Source organism: Streptomyces alfalfae, assembly GCF_004127445.1.
GTDB lineage: Bacteria > Actinomycetota > Actinomycetes > Streptomycetales > Streptomycetaceae > Streptomyces > Streptomyces alfalfae.
In genome coordinates this window covers 96,855-121,212 of record NZ_QEXM01000001.1, presented here as the reverse complement: position 1 = coordinate 121,212, position 24,358 = coordinate 96,855, and the positions used below count along the sequence as shown (strand labels likewise).

The window sequence follows — 24,358 nt, the reverse complement described above, 5'->3', positions numbered from 1 at the left end:
ACCACCGGCTTGGTGTGCGGGTTGTCGACGCGGAAGATCCGCACGCCGTGCCCCATCCAGAACCGCAGCAGCCGCTCGGTCTCCGCGATCAGCCCCGGCATGTCCTCGCCGAAGGCGATCGGGTAGATGTCCTGGTACTTCTTCGGCGGGTTCTCGGCGTACGCGATGGAGCCGTCCGCCCTGCGGCGGAACCACTCCGGATGCTTGTCCACCCACGGGTGGTCCGGCGAGCACTGGAGGGCGAAGTCCAGGGCGACCTCCAGGCCGAGGCCCTCGGCCCTGCGCACGAAGGCGTCGAAGTCGTCGAGCGTGCCCAGGTCGGGGTGGACGGCGTCGTGGCCGCCCGCCGGGGAGCCGATCGCCCACGGCACACCGACGTCGTGGGGGCCGGGGGAGAGGGAGTTGTTCGGGCCCTTGCGGTGGGTGCTGCCGATGGGGTGGATCGGCGGCAGGTACACCACGTCGAAGCCCATCCCCGCGATGGCGGGCAGCCGCTCGGCGGCCGTGCGGAACGTCCCGGAGACCGGCGGAGCCCCCTCGCGGACCACGGCTCCCTCCGAGCGCGGGAAGAACTCGTACCAGGACCCGAACAGCGCCCGGCCCCGCTCCACGAGCAGCGGGAACTCCGGTGAGGACGTGGTGAGTTCACGCAACGGGTGACGCGTGAGGACCGCGTCCACCTCGGGGGTGAGGGCGGCGGCGAGGCGGGCGGCGGGTGAGCGTCCGGTGTCGCGCAGGGCCTCGGCCGCCGCGAGGACGACGGGCCGTTCTGCGGCGGGGACGCCGTCGGCGGCGCGTTCATGGAGGCGGGCGCCCTCTTCGAGGACCAGGTCGGTGTCGATGCCCGCCGGTATCTTGATCCGCGCGTGGTGGCGCCAGGTCGTCATCGGGTCGCCCCACGCCTCCACGGCGTACGTCCAGCGGCCCCCGGCGCCGGCGGTGACGTCCGCGCCCCACCGGTCGGTGCCGGGGGCCAGTTCACGCATCGGCGTCCAGGGCCCCACCCGCCCCTGGGGGTCGCGCAGGACGACGTTGGCCGCGACCGCTTCATGGCCTTCGCGGAAGACCGTCGCGCTCACCTGGAACGTCTCTCCCGGGACGGCCTTCGCCGGTTTCCGGCCGCAGTGTACGGCGGGCCGGACGTCCAATACGGGAATGGTGGGGTGCGGGGTTGAGCCTGAAGGCATGTCTGACCGCTCCTGTCCGCGTGCACGGATACGGGGTTGGGGAGAGGTACCGCGGTACTGCCGGCCGGTGTGGGCCGGAGGGTGTGCCGGAGTGCGTACCGGAGGAGCCTTCCCACACTCTTCGGGTGAACAATCCGGCGCTTTGTTAACTACTAGTGCGTAACGGCCCATGCAAGACCGGCCTCGCCGTGAATGGCGCGGCTGGTCCGAAAATGCACTGTTTGACGGGGCGAGAACTGCACCTTTTGGTACGGGCCATTTGCATATGCTCCGCGGCGCGCGACGGCCCGGAGAGGGCCCGCGGGGCGGCCGGGTCCGCAGCTCGGCGCCCCTGCCCGCGTACGCGCGGCGGCACCGCGCACGGTGTGATCCGGGGGCGCCCGGGGCCGGTCCCGGGCGCCCGCGGCGGCGCGGGCCGCGGGCCCGGCCGAACCGATCCCCTCAGTCCGGCCGCGGGGGTTCCGCCGAAGGTATGGCGGAATCCCGCCCCCCGTCCGTCAGGGCGCGTACCCCGAGAGGATCCTGCCGTCCTGCGTGGCCGAGAACAGGGCCCCGCCCACGTACAGGGGAGCGCCGAGGAGTGACGCGGTGTCGTACGCGTCGCCGCCCTTCGGCCGTGGAAGGTTCTTCCTGCGGTAGGAGTTGACGTCGTCCTCCGTGCTCCTGCCCCACATCTCGTACGTCCCGACGGCCAGCACCCGCTTGCCCGCGAGCCCCACGGCCGTCGTGCCCTGCGGGGCGCCGTAGCGCCACAGGCGTCTGCCGGTGCGCCAGTCGTAGGCGGACATGCGGTGGGTGACGGGGGCGTCCGCGTCCGGGGTGGCCGTGGTGACGATCAGGACGCCCGCGTCGCCGACCGCGGGCGGCAGCGCCGGCCGTTCGCCGGGCGCCAGCGTGCGGCGCTGCCGCAGGGTGACCGGGTCGAGTTCCCGTACGCCCGCGGCGCCGTGGGCCCAGCAGAGGAGCGAGGAGCGGTACGCCTGGACGCCCTGGCAGGTCCGGCCGGGGGCCCTCCGCGTGATGGTGCCGTCCTTGGTGGACAGCGCCACCAGTCCGCTGCCCTCCAGCGAGGCGTACAGCCGGCCGTCCTTGACCAGCGTCGCGTCCACGACCTTGCCGGGCAGCTTCGGCGACCGCCACAGCTCGCGGCCGTCGGAGGCCCGGCGGGCGCGCACCCGGGCGTCGCTCGGCCCCGCGGCCTCGTCGGCGAAGCCGAACTCCGCGGTGTAGACGACCCCTTGGGCGTACGTCAGCCCCATCACCGCCGTGCCCCGCGGCATCGGCTTGCGCCAGCGTTCGGCGCCCGACGCCAGGTCGACCGCGATGGCGCCGCGTTCGCTCGGCACGTAGACGCGGGTGCCGTCGCTCTCGGGCGGCAGGGCCTGGACGCCCTGGAGGCCGTCGGGGCCCACGCGGAAGCCGGGGGACGTCCAGCGCCGCTCGCCGGTGGCCGCGTCCAGGGCCGCCGCCGAACCCTTGCCGTCGCGGCAGACAAGGAGCGACTTCGCGAGGACGCAGCCGTGGCCCCTGTCGTCCATGCCGCCGGGGCGCCGCACGGTCCACGGCCGCCACCCGGCGGGGCGGTCGGACGCGCTCGTGCCGGCGCCGAACTCGCCCGTGCGGCCCGCGTCGCCGTACTGCGTGACGATCCCGGTGGCTCTCCTTGGCCCGGCTTCGCCGGGGCTCTTCGACGCCCCGCCGGCGGCGCCGCCTCGGGCCGTCCCGCCGCCCTCCGGCAGCAGCACCGCCCCCACCGTGATCCCGGTGGCGGCCACCGCCGCCGCGACGATCCACGGCCAGCGGCGGCGGGTGGCCGGCGTGCCGGGCGGAGGGGCGGCGGGAGCCGCGGCCGGGGGCGCGGGGGGCCGGGGGGTGCTCGCGGGCGTGCCCGTGGCGGTGGGCGCGGCGGCGAAGGAGCCGGCGGCCACCGCCCGTTCGCAGCGCGCCACCGCCTCGCGGTGCTCGGCGAAGAGCGAGAGGACCGGGGCGGGCCAGGGGACGCCGGAGGCCGCCGCGCCCCCCGGCAGCAGCAGGTCGGCGAGGCGGGCGGCGGTGGGGCGGTCGCCGGGCGCCGGGCTCAGGCAGGCGGCGACCACCTCGCGCAGCTCGTCGGGCACGGCCGACAGGTCCGCGTCGCCGCGCGAGATGCGGAAGATGACCGAGGCCAGTTCCTGGTCGTCGAACGGACCGCGCCCCGAGACCGCGTAGCCGAGCACCGCGCCGAGCGCGAAGACGTCGGACGCGGGCACCACCGCGTGACTGCCCTCGATCTGCTCGGGCGCCATGAAGCCCGGGGTGCCCACGATCATGCCCGCCGCCGTCAGGGCCGTCGCGTCGAAGGCCTGCGCGATGCCGAAGTCGATCAGTTTCGGCCCCTCGGGGGTGAGGAGGACGTTGCCCGGCTTGAAGTCGCGGTGCAGCACGTGCGCCGCGTGCACGGCCGCCAGCGCGCGGGCGAGGGCGGCGCCGAGGGCGCGCACGGTGGCCGCCGGCAGGGGGCCGCACCGGCGCACCGTCTCGGCCAGGGAGGGCCCCGCGACGTACTCCGTCGCCAGCCACGGCACCGGGGCGTCCGCGTCGCCGTCGAGGAGCGCCGCCGTGCCCGCCCCGGAGACCGCGCGCGCCGCGGCGATCTCCCGGCGGAAGCGGACGCGGAAGTCGTGGTCGATGTCGAGGTCGGGGCGGACGGTCTTCACCGCGACCAGGGGCGCGCCGGGCCGGGGCCCGCGCGCCAGGTACACCTCGCCCATGCCGCCCGCGCCGATGGCGGCGAGCAGCCGGTACGGGCCGACATGGCGGGGCGGCCCGGACAGGGGGTCGAGCAAGGGTCCTCCTGGAGTTCGGGGTGCGGTGGCACGGCGGCGCCGCGACAGGGGAGAGGCACGGTGGCGGTGGCTCAGGGGGAGGGGAGTTCGAGCGAGACCACCGTGCCCTGGTCGTACACGACCGTCGCGACCCCGCCGAGCGGCAGCAGCCACGGGTGCTTCGGGGTGTCGGCGACCACGAGGCCGCCGTCCGAAGACTTCTTCGGCTCGCGGACGCCGGGGGCGCCGGGCACCGGGGTCCTGCGGGCCTTGCCCGACGCGGTGAGCGGCACGGAGAGCAGCGCGGAGTTGTCGGCGTACAGCGCCCGGCCGCCGACGAGCAGCGGTCCGGAGGGCGCCGGGTGCCTGATGCTGTACTCGCTGATCGAGATGCGCTCCTCGCGCACCACCTCGCCGCTGTCGGGGTCGGCGACCACGAGCCGCTTGCCCGTCATGTCGTACGCGAGCGCGGCCCGCTTCCCGACGGCGCTCACGACGAGGTTGCTGCCCCCGAAGCCGTCGTCGTCGATGGGCGGGGCGGCGAAGCCGAACGCCTTCCCGGGGGCCAGCGTGCGCGGGTCGAGCCGGACCACCCGGGTCTGCGGATCGTCCGTGGGGTCGGACAGGTCGCTGGCGTCGCCGAGCGGCTGGGCGCAGAGGATCTTGCCGCCGACCGCCTTCAGGGACAGGCACTGCCCCTTGTCGTAGACGCCGCCCACCCGGCCGCCGCGCTCGGCGTCGAGCGCGATGACGCCCTTCTTCGACTGGGCGTAGACGAGGCCGTCGTGCGCCAGCTCCGGCCTGTAGTGGCCCTTCTCGGCCATGGCGAGGGCGTCGCCGCTGAGCTGCTCCTGCCACACCTGCCTGCCGCCGCGGGTGTACGCCCGCAGGCGCGCGCCGTCCGGTGTCCGCCCGGTCGCCGCGTCCGTGGCGCCCTCCTCGCTGACGACGAGCCGGTCCGCGGTGAGCAGCGCGGCGGTGATAACGTACCCGCGCGACGGCTTCGCCGTCCAGCGCACCGTGCCGGAGGCGGAGTCCCGCACCTGCGCGCCGCCCCGGTGCCCGACGACGGTGGTACCGCCGCGGACCTGCGGCTCGACCGTGTCCCCCGGGACGAACATGGCGCCGGACGGGCCGACGAACGCGTCCTGGCGCGCGTCGCGGTCGGCGTCCGTGCGGCCGTCGGAGATCCACAGGCGGCGGCCGTCGGAGGCGCTGAGCGCCTCGTAGGTGCCGTCGGTGAGGAGGCAGACGACGGCCTTCGGGTCGGCCGCGCAGTTCATCGGCGCGTTGCGGAACCTGCCGCGCCACGGCTTCCAGCCCTTGGGGCGCTGCTCCGCGTACTGCGGGACGGCGCCGCTCCTGTCCCGCGTGCCCGTCGCGTCGACGCCGGCGGCGGCGGCGAGTTCGGCCGCGGAGACACCGGGCGGCCTCCGCGCGACGCCTGAGCCGCCGGAGCCGCCTGAGCCTCCGGAGTCGGCCGAGCTCCCTGAGCCGCTTGAGCCGCCGGAGCCGCCCTCGCCCCCGTCCGCGCCCCGCAGCGCGAGCAGCGCCCCGACGCCGCCTCCCGCCACGGCCACCGCGAGGATCACCGCGAGGGCGCGGCGCCGGGAGCGGCGCGACGCCGGGGCGGCGGGCGGCGGCTCCGCGCTCATGGTGGGCAGGCCGTGCACCCCGGACGGGGGCGGCGCCCACGTGGGGGTCCGCGTCGGGGTGGGCGTGGCCGCGGGCGGCGGCTCGGGGAGCGGCAGCAGGGGCCGGCCCGCGGCGCACACGCGCAGGGTGTCCTGCCGGACCTCCTCGACGGCGGCGACCACGGCGGGGGGCCAGCCGGGGGACGCCGTCCCGTCCCGCAGGGCGGTGAGCCGGGCCGCGACCTCCCCCGGGGCCGGGCGGTCGCCGGGCTCCGGGGCCAGACAGGCCGCGAGGACCTCCCGCAGCTCCGCGGGCACGTCGTCCAGGCGGGCCTCGGCGCGCGACACCCGGTACAGGACGGCGGCCACCGGGCCGTCCCCGAAGGGGTCGCTGCCGCAGGCGGCGTACGCGAGGACCGAGGCCAGGCAGAACACGTCCGAGGCGGCCACCACGTGCCGGCCGCCCGCCACGTGCTCGGGGGACATGAAGCCGGGGGTGCCCACGAGCAGGCCCGTCGAGGTCATCGTGGTCGCGCCGAGGGCGCGCGCCACCCCGAAGTCGATCAGCTTGGGTCCCTCGGCGCCGAGCAGCACGTTCGCCGGCTTCAGGTCACGGTGCAGCGCCCCCGCCCCGTGCACGGCGGCCAGGGCCTCGGCGAGCCCGGCGCCCAGCGCGGCGACGGCCCCCGCGGGCAGCGGACCGTGCGCCCGCACGGCCTCCGCGAGGTTCGGCCCCGCCACGTACTCGGTGGCGAGCCACGGCTCCGCGGCCTCGGCGTCGCCACCGACGAGGCGCGCGACGTACGGGCTGCGCACCGAGGCCGCCACGGATATCTCGCGCCGGAACCGGGCACGGAAGGCGGCATCGCCCGCGATGTCGCGGCGGATGACCTTGACGGCGACGAGGGCGTCCGGTTCGTAGTGCCCCGGGGAGTCGGCGTCCGGTGTGGCGAGGAAGACCTCGCCCATGCCGCCGGCCCCGAGCCGCCCCACGGTCTCGTAAGGACCCACCCGCATGGGTGAAGCCTCACGCAACTGGCCGATCATCCGCACGCCCCCCGGGTGTTGCCGCTGTCAATTCCTGTGCCACGTAAAGAGCTTGCAGATTACAGGCGGGAACGGAAGCCCTCCGGAGCCGCGTCACCGTCCGGGACACGCCGCGCGCCCCGTGCGTGCGCCGTGGTGGGGGACCGCCGACCGCCGCTACCTTCGACTCGCGGAGGTCCATACGTGCCGCATCCAGGCGAATCCCCGCGAAGGTGGAGACCGTGAAGGCAATCCGACGATTCACCGTACGTCCCGTCCTTCCCGAACCCCTCGGCAAGCTGGCCGAGCTGGCCCGCAATCTGCGCTGGTCCTGGCATCCGCGCACCCGTGAGCTCTTCGAGTCCGTCGACCCGGAGCGCTGGCGGGCGTCCGGCTGCGACCCCGTGCGGCTGCTCGGCGGCGTCCCCTCCGCGCGCCTCGCCGAGCTGGCCGTGGACGAGGACTTCCTGCGGCGGCTCGACGAGGCCGCCGACGACCTCCGTGAGTACGTCACCGGGGACCGCTGGTACCAGGAGCACGGCCGCGCGCCCGACGACCCGGAGCGGACGGGCACCGAACTGCCGCGCGCGGTGGCGTACTTCTCGCCGGAGTTCGGCATCACGGCCGCCCTGCCGCAGTACTCCGGCGGCCTCGGCATCCTCGCCGGCGACCACCTCAAGGCCGCGAGCGACCTCGGGGTGCCGCTCATCGGGGTGGGGCTGCTCTACCGGCACGGCTACTTCCGCCAGTCGCTGTCCCGCGAGGCCTGGCAGCAGGAGCACTACCCCGTGCTCGACCCGAACGAGCTGCCCGTCTCCCTGCTCCGCGAGGCCGACGGCGCCCCCGCCAAGGTGGCGCTGGCCCTGCCCGGCGGGCGCGCGATGCTCGCCCACGTCTGGCACGCGCAGGTCGGGCGCGTGCCGCTGCTCCTGCTCGACTCCGACGTCGAGGAGAACGACGCCGGCGAGCGCGACGTCACCGACCGGCTCTACGGCGGCGGCAGCGAGCACCGGCTGCTCCAGGAGATGCTGCTCGGCATCGGCGGGGTGCGGGCCGTGCGGAGCTTCTGCCGGCTGACCGGGCACCCGGAGCCCGAGGTCTTCCACACCAACGAGGGGCACGCCGGCTTCCTCGGGCTCGAACGCATCCACGAGATGATCGCCGCGGACGTGGACTTCGACGCGGCCCTCGAAGCGGTGCGGGCGGGGACCGTCTTCACCACCCACACCCCCGTGCCCGCCGGGATCGACCGCTTCGACCGCGAGCTGGTCGCCCGCCACTTCGGGCCCGGCGCCGAACTGCCCGGCATCGACGTGGGCGCCCTGCTGGGGCTCGGCATGGAGACCTACCCGGGCGGCGAGCCCAACCTCTTCAACATGGCCGTGATGGGGCTGCGCCTCGGCAGCCGGGCCAACGGCGTGAGCACCCTGCACGGCTCGGTCAGCCGGGGCATGTTCGCCGGGCTCTGGCCGGGCTTCGACGCCGAGGAGATCCCGATCGCCTCCGTCACCAACGGCGTGCACGCCCCGACCTGGGTCGCCCCCGAGGTCTTCCGGCTCGGCGCCCGGCAGATCGGCGAGCGGCGCACCGAGGACGCCCTGTCGGTGGGCGGCTCCGACCGCTGGGACGCGGTCGCCGACATCGCGGACTCCGACATCTGGGAGCTGCGCCGCACCCTGCGGGGACAGCTCGTGGACGAGGTCAGGCGCCGCCTCTACGACTCCTGGCGCCAGCGCGGCGCGGCCGGCGCCGAGCTGGGCTGGATCGACGAGGTGCTCGACCCCGACGTCCTCACCATCGGCTTCGCGCGCCGCGTCCCCTCGTACAAGAGGCTGACGCTCATGCTGCGCGACCGCGACCGCCTGATGAGGCTGCTGCGCCACTCCGAGCGGCCCGTGCAGATCGTCGTCGCGGGCAAGGCCCACCCCGCCGACGACGGCGGCAAGCGGCTCATCCAGGAGCTGGTGCGGTTCACGGACGACCCGCGGGTGCGCCACCGCATCGTCTTCCTGCCCGACTACGGCATGGCCATGGCGCAGAAGCTCTACCCCGGCTGCGACGTGTGGCTGAACAATCCGCTGCGCCCGCTGGAGGCCTGCGGGACCTCCGGCATGAAGGCGGCGCTCAACGGCTGCCTGAACCTCTCCGTCCTCGACGGCTGGTGGGACGAGTGGTTCGAGCCCGACTTCGGCTGGGCCATCCCCACCGCGGACGGCGCCGCCATCGACGACGACCGCCGCGACGACCTGGAGGCCGCCGCGCTCTACGACCTCCTGGAGCGGCGCATCGCCCCCCGCTTCTACGAGCAGGGCCCCGGCGGTCTGCCCGACCGCTGGATCGAGATGGTCCGCAGGACGCTGACGCGGCTCGGCCCCAAGGTCCTCGCGGGGCGCATGGTCCGCGAGTACGTGGAGCAGCTGTACGTCCCCGCCGCGCGGGCGCACCGCGCGCTCGACGTCACGTCCGCGGCGGAGCTCGCCGTCTGGAAGGGCCGGGTCCGTGCCGCGTGGCCGCGGGTGGCCGTCGACCACGTGGAGGCCTCGGCGACCGGGGCCACGGCCGAGCTGGGGTCCACGCTGACGCTGCGGGTGCGGGTCCACCTCGGGGAGCTGACACCGGACGACGTGGAGGTGCAGGCCATCGCGGGGCGCGTCGACCCCGAGGACCGCATCGCCGACGCCTCGGCGGTGCCGCTCAAGCCCACGAGCGGCCCCGACGTCGAGGGCCGCCGGGTCTACGAGGGCCCCCTGGCGCTGGACCGGACGGGGCCCTTCGGGTACACCGTGCGGATTCTGCCCGCGCACCGGCTGCTGGCCAGCGGGGCCGAGCTGGGGCTCGTGGCGGTGCCCTCCGAGGGAGCCGGGGAGGGGGCGGGGGTCCTGCTGCGGTGAGCCGGACGCGGGCGGGGGCCGGACGTGCGGTTCCCCGCACCCCTGGCCGGGGTGCGGGGAACCGGGAGCCGTGCGGCGCCGCTACTTGACGTTGACCGCGGCCCAGGCCGCGTCCACGCCCTTGTATTCCGCGGAGTCCGCGCCGTAGAGGTCCTTCGCGGCGTTCAGGGAGCCCTCACGGGCCGCCTTGTAGTCCGTCGTCGACGTGAAGTACGTCGTCAGGGCCTTGAACCAGATCTTCTCGGCCTTGTCGCGGCCGATGCCCTCGACCTTGGAGCCGTCGGCGGTCGGCGAGTCGTACGCGACACCGTTGATCTCCTTCGCCCCGCTGCCCTCGGACAGCAGGTAGAAGAAGTGGTTGGCGATGCCCGAGGAGTAGTGGACGTCGACGTTGCCGGCGTCCTCGCTCCAGCTGTCCAGGGACGAGCCGTCCTTGGAGGGCTTGTCCATGTGGCGCAGCGGGGTGCCGTCGCCGTTGATGTCGACCTTCTCGCCGATGAGGTAGTCGCCGACGTCCTCGGCGTTGTCCGCCCGGAACTCGACGGCGGCGGCGAAGATGTCGGAGGTGGCCTCGTTCAGGCCGCCGGACTCGCCGCTGTACTCCATGTTGCCGGTCGCCGAGGTGACGCCGTGCGTCATCTCGTGGGCCGCGACGTCCAGCGTGGTCAGGGGCTTCTTGTCGCCCTCGCCGTCGCCGTACGTCATGCAGAAGCAGCTGTCGTCCCAGAAGGCGTTGACGTAGTTGGCGCCGTAGTGGACGCGCGAGGTCGCGCCCTTGCCGTCGCCGTTGATGCCGCTGCGGCCGTGCACGGACTTGTAGTAGTCCCAGGTGAGCTGCGCGCCGTAGGCGGCGTCGACGGCGGCGGTCTGCGCGTCGTCCGGCTTTCCGGTGCCCCAGGTGTCGTCGTCGTCCGTGACGAGCTTGCCCTCGCCGCCCTGGGCGTGGTTCAGGTCGAAGGTGCTGTGGCCGCCGCGCTCGTCGTCGGTCAGCTCGAAGCCGCTGGCGCCCTTCTTGGAGCCGACCTCGACCTTGCCGCTGTACTGGCTGTTGCCGTTGCCGTTCTTGATGGCCTGGTACTGGTACAGCTTCTTGCCGGTCGCCGCGTCGGTGATGACGTGCAGGCGGCTGGGCGTGCCGTCCTTCTGCACGCCGGTGACCACGGTCTCGTGGGCCAGGACCGGCTTGCCCTCGGCGGCCCAGACGACCTTGCGCGGGGCTTCGGCGTCGGCCTCGGCCGTCTTCGCCTTCGCGGCGGCCGATTCGGCGGACCTCACGACCGACGCCTTGCCGAGCCCGGCCTCGGTGGTGGCGACCTTCACGGTGGCCTCGGTCGCCTTGGTGACGCCCTTCACCTTGCCGCTCTTCGCGGTGTGCACGACGAGGTCGCCGCCGAGGACGGGCAGGCCGTCGTAGGTGCGCTCGTAGCGGGTGTGGGTGGTGCCGTCGCCGTCCTTGACGACGTCACGGACGACCAGTTTCTCCTTGGCGCCGAGGCCGATCTTGTCGGCGGTGGCCGCCGTGGCGGCGCTCGCGTCCTTCAGGAGGCCGGCACGCGACGAGGCCGAGAGGCTGACGGGCGCGCCGGACGGCGTGGCGTCGGCGGGTTCCGCGGAGGCGCCGGTGGTCAGCCCGGCGGTGAGCAGCGCTCCCGCGGCGACAGCGGTGGCGATGGCCAGGGTCGAACGCTTACGGGATATGTGGGGGGTCACGCAGGCTCCTTCTGTGGGGGGCCCGGGACGCGTTGGGGACTGCCCGGGCAGGAAAGACGCGGTGCGATGTGGGTGCGTGTGGTGACGCGTGTGGTGCCCGGGAAGAGTTTCATTCGGGCCAGGTACATGTCATTACCCGACGTGATGTTGGCCGGAAATCGTCCGTTGGGCGATGGTCGACATACGTATTGCGAACAGCGTGTAAACGGCACGGTCCACGAACGCGCGCGCCGCCCCGGGGAGTTGTTCACCCGGGGCGGCGGCGTGTCTTCACGCGGTGGTGCTCACCCGTGTTCTCTCACACGGCGTTCCTCGCACGGTGGTGCTCAGGTGCCGGTGTTCCTGTGCCGGCGCGGCCTACGGGAAGGTGAGCTTGAAGCTGTTGATGTATCCCGTGTCCTGCCGCGCCTTGTCCTGGACCTTCAGCTTCCAGGAGCCGTTGGCGACCTCGGACGAGGCGTTGACCGTGTAGGTCTCCTTGACGTTGTCGGCGGAGTCCGAGCTGCTGGTGGACTTCAGCCGGTAGTTCGTGCCGTCGGGGGCCACCAGGTCGACCTGGAGGTCACCGCGCCAGGTGTGCACGATGTCGACGCCGACCTTCAGCGCGCTCGGCGCGTTGCCGGTGACGCCCGTGACGTCGACCGACGAGGTGACCGCGGCGCCGGCGTCCGGAATGTTGACGTCCGCGGTGTTCTCGAAGGTCTTGCCGCCGGGCTCCTCGCCGCCGGGCCGGGAGCCGACGTTCACGGCGGCCCAGGCGTGGGCGACCGCCTTGTACTCGGCGCTGGTGGCGCCGTACAGCTCACCGGCCACGGCGAGCGTCCCGGTGCGGGCCGCCGCGTAGTTGGTCGTGGTGGTGAACTTCGTGGTCAGCGCCTTGAACCAGATCAGCGACGCCTTGTCCCTGCCGATGCCGGTCACCGGCAGGCCGTCGGAGGTCGGCGAGTCGTACTGGACGCCGTCGATCTCCTTCGCGCCGCTGCCCTCGCTCAGCAGGTAGTAGAAGTGGTTGGCGACGCCCGAGGAGTAGTGCACGTCGACGTTGCCGATCCCGGAGTACCAGGAGTCCTTGGACGAGCCGTCCTTGGAGGGCTTGTCCATGTAGCGCAGCGGGGTGCCGTCGCCGTTGATGTCGATCTTCTCGCCGACGAGGTAGTCGCCCTTGTCCTGCGGGTTGTTGGCGTTGAACTCGACCGCGGCGGCGAAGATGTCGGAGGTGGCCTCGTTCAGGCCGCCGGACTCACCGCTGTAGGTCATGTTGCCGGTCGCGGCCGTCACGCCGTGCGTCATCTCGTGGGCGGCCACGTCGATGGACGTCAGCGGCTTGGAGTTGCCCGAGCCGTCGCCGTACGTCATGCAGAAGCAGGCGTCGGACCAGAAGGCGTTGACGTAGTTGTTGCCGTAGTGGACCCGGGAGTACGCGCCGACGCCGTCCCCGCGGATACCGGAGCGGCCGTGCACGTTCTTGTAGTAGTCCCAGGTGAGCTGGGCGCCGTAGGCGGCGTCGGCGCCGGCGGTCTCCAGGTTGGAGGGCTGGCCGTTGCCCCACACGTCGTCGGGCCCGCTGAAGAGGGTGCCGGTGCCGGACGTGCCCCGGTTCAGGTTGTACGTCTTGTGGTTGCCGCGGCCGGCGTCGGTGAGGGTGTAGTTCGACCCGGACTGCGACGAGCCCAGGGTGACCGTCCCGCTGTACTGCGTGTTGCCGGTGCCGTTCTCGATGCCCTGCCACTGGAAGAGCTTCTTGCCGGTGGCGGCGTCCGTGATGACGTGCAGCTCGTTCGGCGTGCCGTCGTGCTGGAGCCCGCCGACCACGGTCTCGTACGCGAGGACCGGCTTGCCCTCGGCCATCCAGACGACCTTGCGCGGCGCGCGGTCCGCATCCGTCTTCTTGGAGCCCTCGGCCTTCGCGGCGCCCAGCGCCTGCTTCTCGGCCGCCGACGCCTTGATGTCGGCGCTCGTGTCGACGCCCTTGAGCTGCGCCTTCGCGGCCTTGGTGACGCCCTCGGTCCTGCCGGACTTCGTGGTCTGCACCACCATGTCGCCGCCGAGGACGGGCAGGCCGTCGTAGGTGCGCTCATAACGGGTGTGGACGGTGCCGTCGCGGTCCTTGGTGACGTCGCGGACGACCAGCTTCTCCTTGGCCCCGAGCTTCAGGTCCTCGGCGGTCTCCGCCTTGGTGGCGTTGGCGTCGCGGATCAGCTCGGCACGCTGGGCGGGGGAGAGCTTGGCGGCCAGCGAGCCGGGGTCGACCTTGCCGAGCTTCTGGGCCACCGCCGGGGCGGCCTTGGCCGCCGGGCCGTCGGCCGAGGCGGGGCCCGCCTGGACGGCCACGGCGAGGAGGGCGGCGACTGCGGAGAGGGCGCCGACGGCGGTCGCACGGGTGCGGACCGAACGGCTGCTGTGGGAGGCGGGTCTGTGGGAGGTGTTTCTCAACACGGACTCCTTCTGCGCGGCCGCGGGGATGCGCGGCCAGAGCTACCGGGCGGCTGGGTCGCCGTCCGGGCAGAGCAAGGCGGTACGCAGAACTGGGCGGTGCAGGGGTGTTGCGGGTGTCGCTCAGGGGTGACGCACGTGTGCTGCGGGTGAATCGCGTGTGTGGTGCGTGAAGAGAAACCGTCGCGTTGTTGAATGCCGTGCGGCGGTCGAGGGGAAGAGTGGCACCAGAGCCGCAGTTCTGTCAGGAGCGCATCAAGAGTTGGCCGGAATCAGTCCGTTGGCCGGTGGAGCACGTTCGGTATGCGGAGCGGGGCGGTGAGCCGCTCCCGCGACCGGAGTTGAGCGCGCGTCGGACGGCTCGCGCGCGGGTCCGCCGTCCGCACGCGTGTGTGCGGCGTGGCTGTATTTCGCCGGTGCGGCCGAAGAGACGTGGTTCGGGACCGCCGGCCGGGCCCGCCGTCCCGGGCGCGGACGGCGGGCCCGCGGCCCTCAGCTCACCACGCTGTCCCGCCACGCACGGTGCAGGCTCGCGAAGGAGCCGTCGCCCGCGATGAGGTCGCCGGGGCTGCCGTCCTCCACGATCCGCCCGTGCTCCATCACGAGCACCCGGTCGGCGATCTCCACCGTGGAGAGCCGGTGGGCGATCACCACGGCCGTGCGGCCCCGCAGCACCGTGTGCATCGCGCGCTGCACGGCCCGCTCGCCGGGGATGTCCAGGGAGCTGGTCGCCTCGTCGAGGATCAGCACGGCCGGATCGGCGAGCAGGGCACGCGCGAACGCCACCAACTGGCGCTGACCCGCGGAGATCCGGCCGCCCCTCTTGCGTACGTCGGTGTCGTACCCGTCGGGCAGGGACGCGATGAAGTCATGGGCGCCGATGGCCTTCGCGGCGCGCTCGACGTCCTCGCGGGTGGCGTCGGGGCGGCCGATCGCGATGTTCTCGGCGACGGTGCCGGAGAACAGGAACGCCTCCTGCGTCACCATGACCACCCCGCGCCGCAGCTCGGCGCCCGCCAGCTCCCGCAGGTCGACGCCGTCGAGCAGGACACGGCCCTCCGTCGGGTCGTAGAAGCGGGCCAGCAGCTTCGCCAGCGTGGACTTGCCGGCGCCGGTGGAGCCGACCACGGCGACGGTCTGCCCGGCGGGCAGCGTCAGGTCGAAGCGGGGCAGGACCTCGCCGCCGGTGCGGTAGGCGAACCGCACACCGTCGAAGCGGACCTCGCGGCCGGGATGCTCGGACTCCGGGGCGGGCAGCGCACGCGCGGCCGAGGGGTCGGGCTCGGGCACGGCCGGGACCTGGGCGAGGAGCCCCGCGATCTTCTCCAGGGAGGCCGCCGCGGACTGGTAGGAGTTGAGGAACATGCCGAGCCGGTCGATCGGGTCGTACAGACGCCGCAGGTAGAGCACGGCGGCGGCGAGCACCCCCAGGGCGAGCCCGCCGTCCGCGACGCGCTGCGCGCCCCACAGGACGATCCCGGCGACGGCGATGTTCGCGACGAGCCGGGAGCCCACCACGTAGCGCGCCATCTCCAGCATGGCGTCGCCGTTGGTCCGCTCGTGCCGCTGGTTGAGCTCGGCGAACCGCGCGTCGTTGGCCCGCTCCCTGCGGAAGGCCCGCACCGGGCGGATGCCGTTCATGGTCTCGGCGAACTTCACGATGACGGCGGCGATCGCGGTCGAGCGCTCGCGGAACAGGGCCCCCGCGCGCCGCTGGTAGAGGCGTACGAGGAGGTAGAGCGGCACGAACGACGCCACCGCCACCGCGCCGAGCCCCAGGTCGAGCCAGAGCAGCATCGCCGAGATGTAGACGAAGGAGAGCAGGACGGTGATGAGCTCCTGGAGGCCCTCGTCGAGCAGTTCGCGCAGGGACTCCACGTCGGTGGTGGACCGCGAGATCAGCCGCCCCGAGGTGTACCGCTCGTGGAAGTCGACGCTCAGCGCCTGCGCGTGCCGGAAGATGCGTCCGCGCAGATCGAGCAGGACGTCCTGGCTGACGCGGGCGGAGGCGACGATGAAGGCGTACTGGAGGGCGCCCGACGACGCGGCGCACAGCAGATAGCCGACGGCGACCGCGATCAGCGGGCCGTGGTCGTCCGCGCGCACGGCGGGCACGCCGCTGTCGATGGCGTACGCGACGAGGAGCGGCCCGGCCTGCACGGCGGCCTGCTGGAGGAGGAGCAGGACGGCGGCGAGGACGACGCGTCCGCGCAGCGGCGAGAGCAGGGAGCGCAGGAGCGCCGGGGTGGCGCCCGGGGGCGTCGGCAGGTCGTCCTTGTCGAAGGGGTCCTCGTGGGCGGCCGGTTCCTCGGGGAGCCCGGGTTCCTCCGGGTCGAGGGGCTTCTCCCGTACGGAGGTCGACGAGGTCATCGGGCAGCCTCCTCGGCGGCGTGGGGCATGTCGGCGCCGGACATCAGCCAGGCGTACTCCGCGTTGTCCCGCAGCAGTTCCTGATGGGTGCCGACGGCGGTGACGCGGCCGCCGGACAGCAGCGCGACGCGGTCGGCGAGCTGCACGGTGGAGGGCCGGTGGGCGACGATCAGCGCGGTCGTGTCCGCGAGGACCCGCCGCAGCGCGGCCTCCACCAGGGCCTCCGTGTGGACATCGAGCGCGGAGAGCGGGTCGTCGAGGACCAGGAAGCGGGGGCGGCCCACCACCGCGCGGGCCAGGGCGAGGCGCTGGCGCTGCCCGCCGGACAGGCTCAGGCCCTGCTCCCCGACCTGCGTGCCGGTGCCCTGCGGCAGGGCGTGCGCGAAACCGGCCTGGGCGACGTCGAGGGCGCGGGCGAGGTCGGCGTCGCCCGCGCTGTCCACGGCGCCCATCAGCACGTTCTCACCGACCGACGCGGAGAACAGCGTGGGCTCCTCGAAGGCGACGGCCACCAGGGTGCGCAGCCGGTCGCGGTCCATCGCGGCGATGTCCTCGCCGTCCAGGGTGATGCGCCCGCCGGTCACCTCGTGCAGGCGCGGCACCAGGGCGGTCAGCGTGGTCTTGCCGCTGCCGGTGGCGCCGACCAGGGCCATGGTCTCGCCGGGGCGGATGTGCAGGTCGATCCGGTCGAGGACAGGGGGCGCGCCGGGCGGTGCGTCGGGATACCTGAACTCCACGCCGTGGAAGCGCAGCCCGTCCTCGGCCCCGCTGTCGGCCGGGCCCCCGGCGGTGGCGGCGGCGACCGCGCCGTCCTCCGGCTCGGCGTCCATCACCTCGAAGTACCGCTCGGTGGCCGTCGCCGACTCCTGGGTCATCGCGAGCAGGAAGCCGATGGACTCCACGGGCCAGCGCAGCGCGAGCGCCGTCGACAGGAAGGCGACCAGCGTGCCCGCGGACAGGCCCCCGTCGGCCACCCGCACCGTGCCGAGCACGAGCGCGGCCCCGATGGCGGTCTCGGGCAGCGTCACGATCACCGCCCAGATCGCCGCCAGGATGCGGGCCTTGGCCAGTTCCGTGCCGCGCAGGGTGTGCGAGAGCTCGCGGAACGCCCGCGCCTGGCTGCGGTGGCGGCCGAAGCCCTTGATGATGCGGATGCCGAGCACGCTCTCCTCGACGACCGTCGTCAGATCGCCGACCTGGTCCTGCGCCCGCCGCGCCGCGGTCGCGTACCGCCCCTCGTAGTACGCGCACGCGATCACCATCGGCACCACGGGGGCGAGCAGGACCAGGCCGAGCGTGAAGTCCTGGCCGAGCAGGATGATCACGCCGACCACGATCGTCACGCTGTTGACCAGCAGGAACGTCATCGGGAAGGCGAGGAACATCCGCAGCAGCATCAGGTCGGTGGTGCCGCGCGAGAGGAGCTGACCGGACGCCCACCGGTCGTGGAAGGCCACCGGCAGCCGCTGGAGATGGCGGAAGAGATCCGCCCGCATCGACGCCTCCACGCTCGCCAGCGGCCGGGCCACGAGCCACCGCCGCAGCCCGAACAGCAGCGCCTCCGCCACGCCGAGCAGAAGCAGCAGCAGCGCCCCGAACCACACACCCGCCACGTCCCTGTCGGCCACCGGGCCGTCCACCATCCACTTCAGCACGAGGGGGAAGACGAGCCCCGTGCAGGAAGCGATGATCGCGACAACGGCGGCGGCGCCCAAGCGTGTTCGGACCGGGCGCACATACGGCCAGAGCCGCAGCAGCGTCCGGATGGTGGACCGATCCTTGGCGGAGGCATCTGAATTCGGCATCAGGAAGGAGCCTACGGACGGCCGCTGACACAGCCCACCGAGTTTTGGCCCGTCGGAGCTACTCCGCTGGTCCTAGGGCCGGCCCCGGGGCCACGACGGGCCGGCCCCGTCCTCACGTCCGCCGTGGCGTCCCGGCCCGCCCCACGCGCGCGTGCCCCCGGCGACGAGCCGCTGAGCACCCGGGAGACAGGGGTGCTCGCGCTCGCCGCCGGGGGCAGGCCGAACCGGTCGCGTCCTACGCCTGCTGCCACAGGGCGGGAGTGTTCGGCGGCTCCCAGCCCGGCTGGGCCTGGTGGCCCTGGAGGCAGCGGTACGTCGACCCGCCGTAGGTGACGGTGTCACCGGGGGCGTAGACCTTGCCCGCGGCCCAGGTGCCGCCCGGCTCCGGCTCACCGGGGCCGGGGTCCTCGCCGCCGCCCGTGGTCTTCAGCGTCAGGCCGAACTGCGAGAGCAGCGGCAGGATCGGCTGGTGGAAGGTCTCGCCGCCGCTGCGGCAGTCGCCCGAGCCGCCCGAGGTGACGCCCTGCGCCTGGCTCCCGGAGATGTAGGAGCCGCCGGAGTCACCGGGCTCCGCGCAGACCGTGGTCCGCGTGACCCCGCTGATGGTCCCCTCCGGGTACGTGACGCTGGTGTTGTGCTGCGAGATGGTGCCGCAGTGCCACCCCGTAGTGGAGCCCGAGCGGCAGATCGACGCACCCACCGGGGACTGTGTGGAGCCCCCGACACCGATCCGCTGTCCGCCCTGGCCCTTCACGTACGGGGTGGCGGTCCACTGGGAGTTGGTGGCGACCCAGGCCATGTCCCTGCCGGGGAAGATCGAGGCCTGGAACGTGCCCTGGGCCACCTGGTTGTAGCCGCTGGTCGCGGTGCCCGCGCGCCCGCAGTGGCCCGCCGTCGCGAAGCCCTGCTGGGTGCCCTTGGTGACGGAGAAGCCGATGGAGCAGCGCCCGCCCATGTAGTACGCCTCGCCGCCCACCAGGTCGTACAGCGGCTTCGGGCGGTCCTTGGTCCGCTCGACGCGTACGAGGGAGGGGTCCACGCCCGCCGCCGAGGTGAGGGACGTGGCGGCCGAGGACGTGACGGCCCGGATGACGACGGCGTTGGAGCGCACGTCGACGTACCAGACCGGGGCGTCGCGGGTGGCCGTCCGCTTCGCCGCACGGTCGAGGCGGGACTTCGCGGCGTCGAGCGCGGCGAGGGAGTGCGGCACCACCCGGGCGCGGGCGCCCTTCGACTCGATGAGGGGGACGTCGGCGGAGTCCGTGGTGGCCACGGTGAGCGTGCCCGAGGTGGCGCCCCGCACCCAGGCGCCCGCGAAGTCACGGCCGAGCGCGTCGCGCAGCGCTCCCGCGTCGGCGCCGGCCTCGGCCTCGTTCACGAGCCGGGCCTCGGCCTGCGCCGACGTGAGGCCGAGGTCGCGCCGCATGGCGGCGATGACCTGGGGAGAGGTCTCGCCGACGGCGGCGCTCACGGCCGGGGAAGGGGCCGCGGCGGGGTCGGTCCGGGCGGACGCGCTGCCGGGCGCCCCGGCGAGGACGAGCGCGCCCGCCGCGGCGAGGGCGGCACAGACCGCCGTGGCACGTCTGGAGGGGGCGGGGAGCATACGAGGCATACGAGGTCTCCTCGGTGTACGCGGAGCTGGTGGGGAATCGCCCACACCGTAGAAGCCTCAACAGCCCGCCAGTAGCCGTCAGCCGACCCCCGTCCCCGGCGTTATGGAACGCCTCCGCGACCGCCGGACCCGCTCACGGCAGGTGCGGCGAGGGCGCCGCCAGCCACGCCGTGTAGCTCTCGCTGCGGGCCGCGGCCTCGGCGTGGGCGGCGCGGGCCTGCGCGAAGACCGCGGCGGCCGTGTCGTGGGCGGGGGCCGCCGGATGCCAGCCGAGCAGATGCCGCCAGTACAGCGGGGTCCCGGCGAGGGGCCGGGTCACCAGGCCCGGCGTCGGCGGGAACGTCGCCCGGCACAGCCCCACCGCCCGCCCCACCTGCACCAGATGGACGCAGGACGCGACATCCGTCTCGTACACGCGCGTGGGCGTGAACCCGGCGCGGACGCACGCGGCGGAGAAGCAGTCCGCGAAGCAGCCGTCGCCCGGCACGTCGGTCCACGCCTCGCCGGCGAGCCGGCCGAGGTCGATCTCCTGGTGGTCGGCGAGCGGATGGCCGGTCGGCAGCATGACGAACACCGGATCGCGGGCCACCTCGCGCCAGACCAGCGGCTCGCTCTCCGGCGGCGGACTCGCCCCGCACGAGCCGACCAGCGCGAAGTCCAGCGCGCCCGCCGCCGTGCGGGCCGCGATGTCCCGCTCCGACCAGGAGGTGTGCGTGGTCACCCGCGCCCCCGGGTGCGCGGCGGCGAGCCGGTCGACGAGGGCGCCGAGCAGCGGCCCGTGGGTGCCGCCGAGCCGGAACCCGGCGCCGCCCTGCCACGCCTGGGCGTATCGCCGGGCCTCCTCCCGCAGCCCGCTCACCGCAGGCAGCACGACGCGGGCCCGCGCCAGCACGAACTCCCCGAGCGCGGTGGCCCGCACCCCGTGCCGCCCCCGCTCGAACAGCTCACCGCCCAGCGCCCGCTCGATGCGCTTGAGCTGCGCGCTCAGCGCGGGCTGCGCGAGCCCGAGCGCGGTGGCGGCCTTGGTGAGGCTGCCCGCGTCGGCGATCGCCCGGATCGTCTTCAGGTGCCGCAACTCCACGTCCATGGCCCGAGCTTGGCCCCCGGCAGGAGGGTCGGCAATACTCCGGTCTGGACCAATCGGGACGGGCTGCGGCCCGCCGTCACTCGTACCCGACGCGCAACAGCAGCACCGTCCGTCCCGCCACCGGCACCGTGGAACCCGCCCGGTGGACGGCGTCCGGGGCCGTCTCCTGCTCCTCCACCGAGGTGTCGACGACGACCTCGTAGAAGTCCGCCCAGGGCGGCGCGGGCAGCACGAGGTCCACCGGGTCCGCCCCGGCGTGCAGCACCGCGAGGAAGCTGTCGTCGAGGACCTGCGCGCCCCGCGCGTCCCGGCCCGGTATGTCACGCCCCGACAGATACATGCCGAGCGTCGCGGCCGGCGCGAACCAGTCGGCCTCCGTCATCTCCGTGCCCCGCGCCGTGAACCACGCCAGGTCCCGCAGCCCGTCCGCCGAGTGCGCGCGCCCGGAGAAGAACGCGCGGCGGCGCAGCACGGGATGCCGGTGCCGCAGCGCGATCAGGCGCGCCGTCAGCGCGTACAGCCCGCGCCAGCCGGGGTCGTCGAGGAGCCCCCAGTCGACCCAGCTGATCTCGTTGTCCTGGCAGTACGCGTTGTTGGAACCGCCCTGCGTCCGCCCCATCTCGTCCCCGGCGACGAGCATCGGCACCCCCGTGGAGAGCAGCAGCGTCGTCATGAGGTTCCGCAGCTGCCGCCGCCGCAGCGCCGTGATGCCCGCGTCGTCCGTCTCGCCCTCGACGCCGCAGTTCCAGGCGCGGTTGTCGTCGGAGCCGTCCCTGTTCCCCTCGCCGTTGGCCTCGTTGTGCTTGCGCTCGTACGTCACGAGGTCCCGCAGCGTGAAGCCGTCGTGGGCGGTCACGAAGTTCACCGACGCGTACGGCCTGCGCCCGCCCCAGGCGTACAGGTCACTGGAGCCCGAGAGGCGGTACCCCAGATCCCGTACGTCCGGCAGCGCGCCCCGCCAGAAGTCCCGCACCGCACCCCGGTAGCGGTCGTTCCACTCCGTCCACAGCGGGGGGAAGGCGCCCACCTGGTAGCCGCCCGAGCCCACGTCCCATGGCTCGGCGATCAGCTTCACGCGGCGCAGGACCGGGTCCTGGGCGATCACCGCGAGGAACGGCGAGAGCATGTCGACGTCGTGGAAGGAGCGCGCGAGCGCCGCCGCGAGGTCGAAGCGGAAGCCGTCCACGCCCATCTCCGTCACCCAGTACCGCAGCGAGTCGGTGATGAGCCGCAGCACGTGCGGCTGCACGACCTGGAGGGTGTTGCCGCAGCCGGTGTAGTCCGCGTAGCGGCGCGCGTCCGGCTGGAGCCGGTAGTAGCCGCGGTTGTCGATGCCCTTGAGCGACAGCGTCGGGCCCAGCTCACCGGCCTCCGCCGTGTGGTTGTAGACCACGTCGAGGATCACCTCGATGCCCGCCTCGTGCAGCGCCCGCACCATCCGCTTGAACTCCCCGACCTGCTGCCCCCGCGTCCCCGACGCGGCGTACGCGGCGTGCGGCGCGAAGTAGCCGATGGAGTTGTACCCCCAGTAGTTCCTCAGCCCCCGCCGCAGCAGATGGTCCTCGTGCGCGAACTGGTGCACCGGCAGCAGCTCCACCGCCGTCACCCCCAGGCGCACGAGGTGGTCGAGCGCCGCCGGGTGCGCGAGCCCGGCGTACGTGCCGCGCAGCTCCTCGGGCACCCCGGGGTGGCGCATGGTGAAGCCGCGCACGTGCAGTTCGTAGATGACCGAGTCCGCCCACGGCGTCTTCGGGCGGCGGTCGTCGGCCCACTCGTCGTCCGGCGCGTCGTCGTGCACGACCACGCCCTTGGGCACGTACGGCGCCGAGTCCCTGTCGTCGCGCACGGTGTCCGCCACGTGCTGCTGGGGCCAGTCGCGGGCGTGCCCGTACACCTCCGCGGGGAGCGTGAAGTCGCCGTCCACCGCGCGCGCGTACGGGTCGAGGAGCAGCTTGGCCGGGTTCCAGCGGGCGCCCGTCCACGGGTCCCAGCGGCCGTGCACGCGGTAGCCGTACCGCTGGCCCGGGCGCACGCCGGGGACGAAGCCGTGCCAGATCCCGTGGGTCAGCTCGGTCAGCGGGCAGCGCGTCTCGACGACACCGCCGCCCTCCGTGTCGAACAGGCACAGCTCCACCGCCTCCGCCCCGCCCGCCCACAGCGCGAAGTTGGTCCCCGCCACCCCGTCGGGCCCCGTGCGGAAGCGGGCCCCGAGCGGTGTCGGCGTCCCCGGCCACACCGGGCGGACGGGCGCGGCACGCGCCCCGGAGCGCCTGCTGCCGTTCACGGCGGTGACGGGTTCCCCGGGCGCGGCACGCCCCGGCGTCCGCGCCTCCCGCACTGTCCTCTGCTCGGATGCGCTCGACACCTGTCAGCCTCCCGCGGCTCCTCGGCCGACGCGCGAAGCAGGGCGTGCGGCGTCCCGGCCGCGGCCCCCCATACGTCGTCCCTCCCCACTGTTCTGCCCAGTGCGTGCGCCGCACTCACGTTTCCCCGGGCAAGGACGGTCGTTGGGACCCACGTGAGACAGAGTGCGAGGCGCGCACGGCGCGCAGGAGCCGTGCTTGCGGCGGTACTGACATGGGCGGGCGTACTGGCCGGGGCCACCGCCTGCTCCGGCGGCGACTTCGGTGGGGCCCTCGGCAAACCGCGCTCGCCCGCCGACGTGATCCGCGTGTCGCCCGAGGACGGGAGCAAGGGCGTCAAGCCGGACGAACGGCTCCGGGTGCGGGTGCCCAGCGGCCGTCTGGAGTCGGTGCGGGTGGTCCGGACGCAGGACGCGCAGAAGTTCGAGGTGCGGGGCCGCATCGCCGACGACGGCCTGACCTGGGAGCCGCTGGACAAGGGCCCGCTCGCGCTCGCCGCCTCGTACAAGGTGGACGCGGTCGCGCTGGACGCGCACGGCCGCCGCGCGGCCCGGCACACGACCTTCCGCACCCAGGTCCCCGAGGAGCGCTTCATCGGGTACGTCACGCCGGAGAACCGCGCCACGGTCGGCACCGGCATGATCGTCTCCCTGGAGTTCAACCGGGAGGTGGTGAACCGCGAGGCGGTCCAGCGCGCCATCACGGTGACCTCGCGCCCGGCGGTCGACATCCGCCCGCACTGGTTCGGCGACACCCGCGTGGACTTCCGCCCCGAGCGGTACTGGAAGCCCGGCACCGAGGTCACCGTCGACCTGGGACTGCGCGACGTCGAGGCCGCCCCCGGCGTCTACGGCCTCCAGGACAAGACCTTCTCCTTCACCGTGGGCCGCAGCCAGCACTCCCTGGTCGACGCCGCCCGGCACACCATGGAGGTACGCCGGGACGGCGAGCTCCTCTCCACCGTGCCGATCACGGCGGGCGCCCCGAAGACCACCACGTACAACGGGAAGATGGTGGTGACGGAGATGCTGGAGGTGACCCGCATGAACAGCCGCACCGTCGGCTTCGGCGGGGAGTACGACATCCCCGACGTGCCGCACGCGATCCGCCTGACCACCTCCGGCACTTTCCTGCACGGCAACTACTGGGCCCCCGACGCCCCCGGCAAGACCAACGTCAGCCACGGTTGCGTCGGTCTGCGCGATGTGAAGGGCGGCAGCTCACGGACGCCGGCGGGCTGGTTCTTCGACCGGACCCTCATCGGGGACGTCGTCGAAGTGATCAACAGCAAGGACAAGAAGGTCGCCCCCGACAACGGCCTCGGCGGCTGGAACATGGCATGGGAGGACTGGGTGAAGAGCAGCTGACCTCCCGGCGGGCCACCAGGTGGCCGCCGGGTGACCGGCGGGACACCACCCGGTGATCAGGGTCCGTCC

General features: G+C 73.9%; 12 protein-coding genes. 2 read left to right on the top strand and 10 right to left on the bottom strand.

Translation table 11 applies throughout. The features are described 5' to 3' along the window. From DCW30_RS00500 to DCW30_RS00490, 3 genes are all read right to left on the bottom strand, one after another. A partial coding sequence (locus tag DCW30_RS00500) for a maltotransferase domain-containing protein (RefSeq protein ID WP_129299872.1) occupies nt 1–1,187 on the bottom strand: 1,187 nt, incomplete at its 3' end. Between the two features lie 497 nt (nt 1,188–1,684). Continuing rightward, a complete protein-coding gene (locus tag DCW30_RS00495; protein WP_076684391.1) occupies nt 1,685–4,012 on the bottom strand; it encodes a protein kinase domain-containing protein in 2,328 nt (775 codons plus the stop codon). Nucleotides 4,013–4,083: 71 nt separating this feature from the next. Further along, entirely contained in the window at nt 4,084–6,642 is a 2,559-nt protein-coding gene (locus DCW30_RS00490) for a protein kinase domain-containing protein (protein ID WP_162933563.1), read from the bottom strand. 251 nt (nt 6,643–6,893) lie between these two features. On the opposite strand from DCW30_RS00490, the gene glgP reads away from it, so the two are divergent. Further along, complete coding sequence (gene glgP / locus DCW30_RS00485; RefSeq protein ID WP_076684389.1) at nt 6,894–9,542, top strand: alpha-glucan family phosphorylase; 2,649 nt, start codon at nt 6,894–6,896, stop codon at nt 9,540–9,542. Nucleotides 9,543–9,623: 81 nt separating this feature from the next. Here the strand turns inward: glgP and DCW30_RS00480 are convergent, their stop codons facing one another. The 7 genes from DCW30_RS00480 to glgX all read right to left on the bottom strand — a co-directional run bounded on the left by DCW30_RS00480 (nt 9,624) and on the right by glgX (nt 22,924). Next, complete coding sequence (locus tag DCW30_RS00480; protein WP_076684388.1) at nt 9,624–11,252, bottom strand: M4 family metallopeptidase; 1,629 nt, start codon at nt 11,250–11,252, stop codon at nt 9,624–9,626. Between the two features lie 357 nt (nt 11,253–11,609). Then, nucleotides 11,610–13,688, bottom strand: coding sequence for a M4 family metallopeptidase (locus DCW30_RS00475; protein WP_103557416.1), 2,079 nt, complete (start codon nt 13,686–13,688; stop codon nt 11,610–11,612). Nucleotides 13,689–14,177: 489 nt separating this feature from the next. Next, on the bottom strand, nt 14,178–16,055 hold the full coding sequence (locus DCW30_RS00470) for an ABC transporter ATP-binding protein (protein ID WP_076684386.1): 1,878 nt from the start codon (nt 16,053–16,055) through the stop codon (nt 14,178–14,180). Beyond that, nucleotides 16,052–17,860, bottom strand: coding sequence for an ABC transporter ATP-binding protein (locus tag DCW30_RS00465; protein WP_076684385.1), 1,809 nt, complete (start codon nt 17,858–17,860; stop codon nt 16,052–16,054). Before DCW30_RS00465 ends, DCW30_RS00470 begins: the two co-directional genes overlap by 4 nt. A 235-nt stretch (nt 17,861–18,095) precedes the next feature. Next, nucleotides 18,096–19,472: a carbohydrate-binding protein gene (locus DCW30_RS00455; protein ID WP_103557415.1), complete on the bottom strand. Its 1,377-nt coding sequence runs from the start codon at nt 19,470–19,472 to the stop codon at nt 18,096–18,098. A 133-nt stretch (nt 19,473–19,605) separates the two neighbouring features. Beyond that, nucleotides 19,606–20,559 (bottom strand): LysR family transcriptional regulator, encoded by a 954-nt coding sequence (locus tag DCW30_RS00450; RefSeq protein ID WP_062771229.1) that lies wholly within the window; start codon nt 20,557–20,559, stop codon nt 19,606–19,608. Nucleotides 20,560–20,635: 76 nt separating this feature from the next. Continuing rightward, nucleotides 20,636–22,924, bottom strand: a complete 2,289-nt coding sequence (gene glgX, locus DCW30_RS00445; protein WP_076684383.1) for a glycogen debranching protein GlgX — start codon at nt 22,922–22,924, stop codon at nt 20,636–20,638. A gap of 192 nt (nt 22,925–23,116) precedes the next feature. Between glgX and DCW30_RS00440 the strand changes: the two genes are divergently transcribed. Further along, nucleotides 23,117–24,289: a L,D-transpeptidase gene (locus DCW30_RS00440; protein WP_373569009.1), complete on the top strand. Its 1,173-nt coding sequence runs from the start codon at nt 23,117–23,119 to the stop codon at nt 24,287–24,289. The last annotated feature ends 69 nt before the right edge of the window (nt 24,290–24,358 follow it).

Coding starts and splice junctions, on each gene's coding strand:
- DCW30_RS00450 (WP_062771229.1), bottom strand. CDS start 20,559: ATGGACGTGGAGTTGCGGCACCTGAAGACGATCCGGGCGATCGCCGAC.
- DCW30_RS00470 (WP_076684386.1), bottom strand. CDS start 16,055: ATGACCTCGTCGACCTCCGTACGGGAGAAGCCCCTCGACCCGGAGGAA.
- DCW30_RS00455 (WP_103557415.1), bottom strand. CDS start 19,472: ATGCCTCGTATGCTCCCCGCCCCCTCCAGACGTGCCACGGCGGTCTGT.
- DCW30_RS00465 (WP_076684385.1), bottom strand. CDS start 17,860: ATGCCGAATTCAGATGCCTCCGCCAAGGATCGGTCCACCATCCGGACG.
- DCW30_RS00490 (WP_162933563.1), bottom strand. CDS start 6,642: ATGCGGGTGGGTCCTTACGAGACCGTGGGGCGGCTCGGGGCCGGCGGC.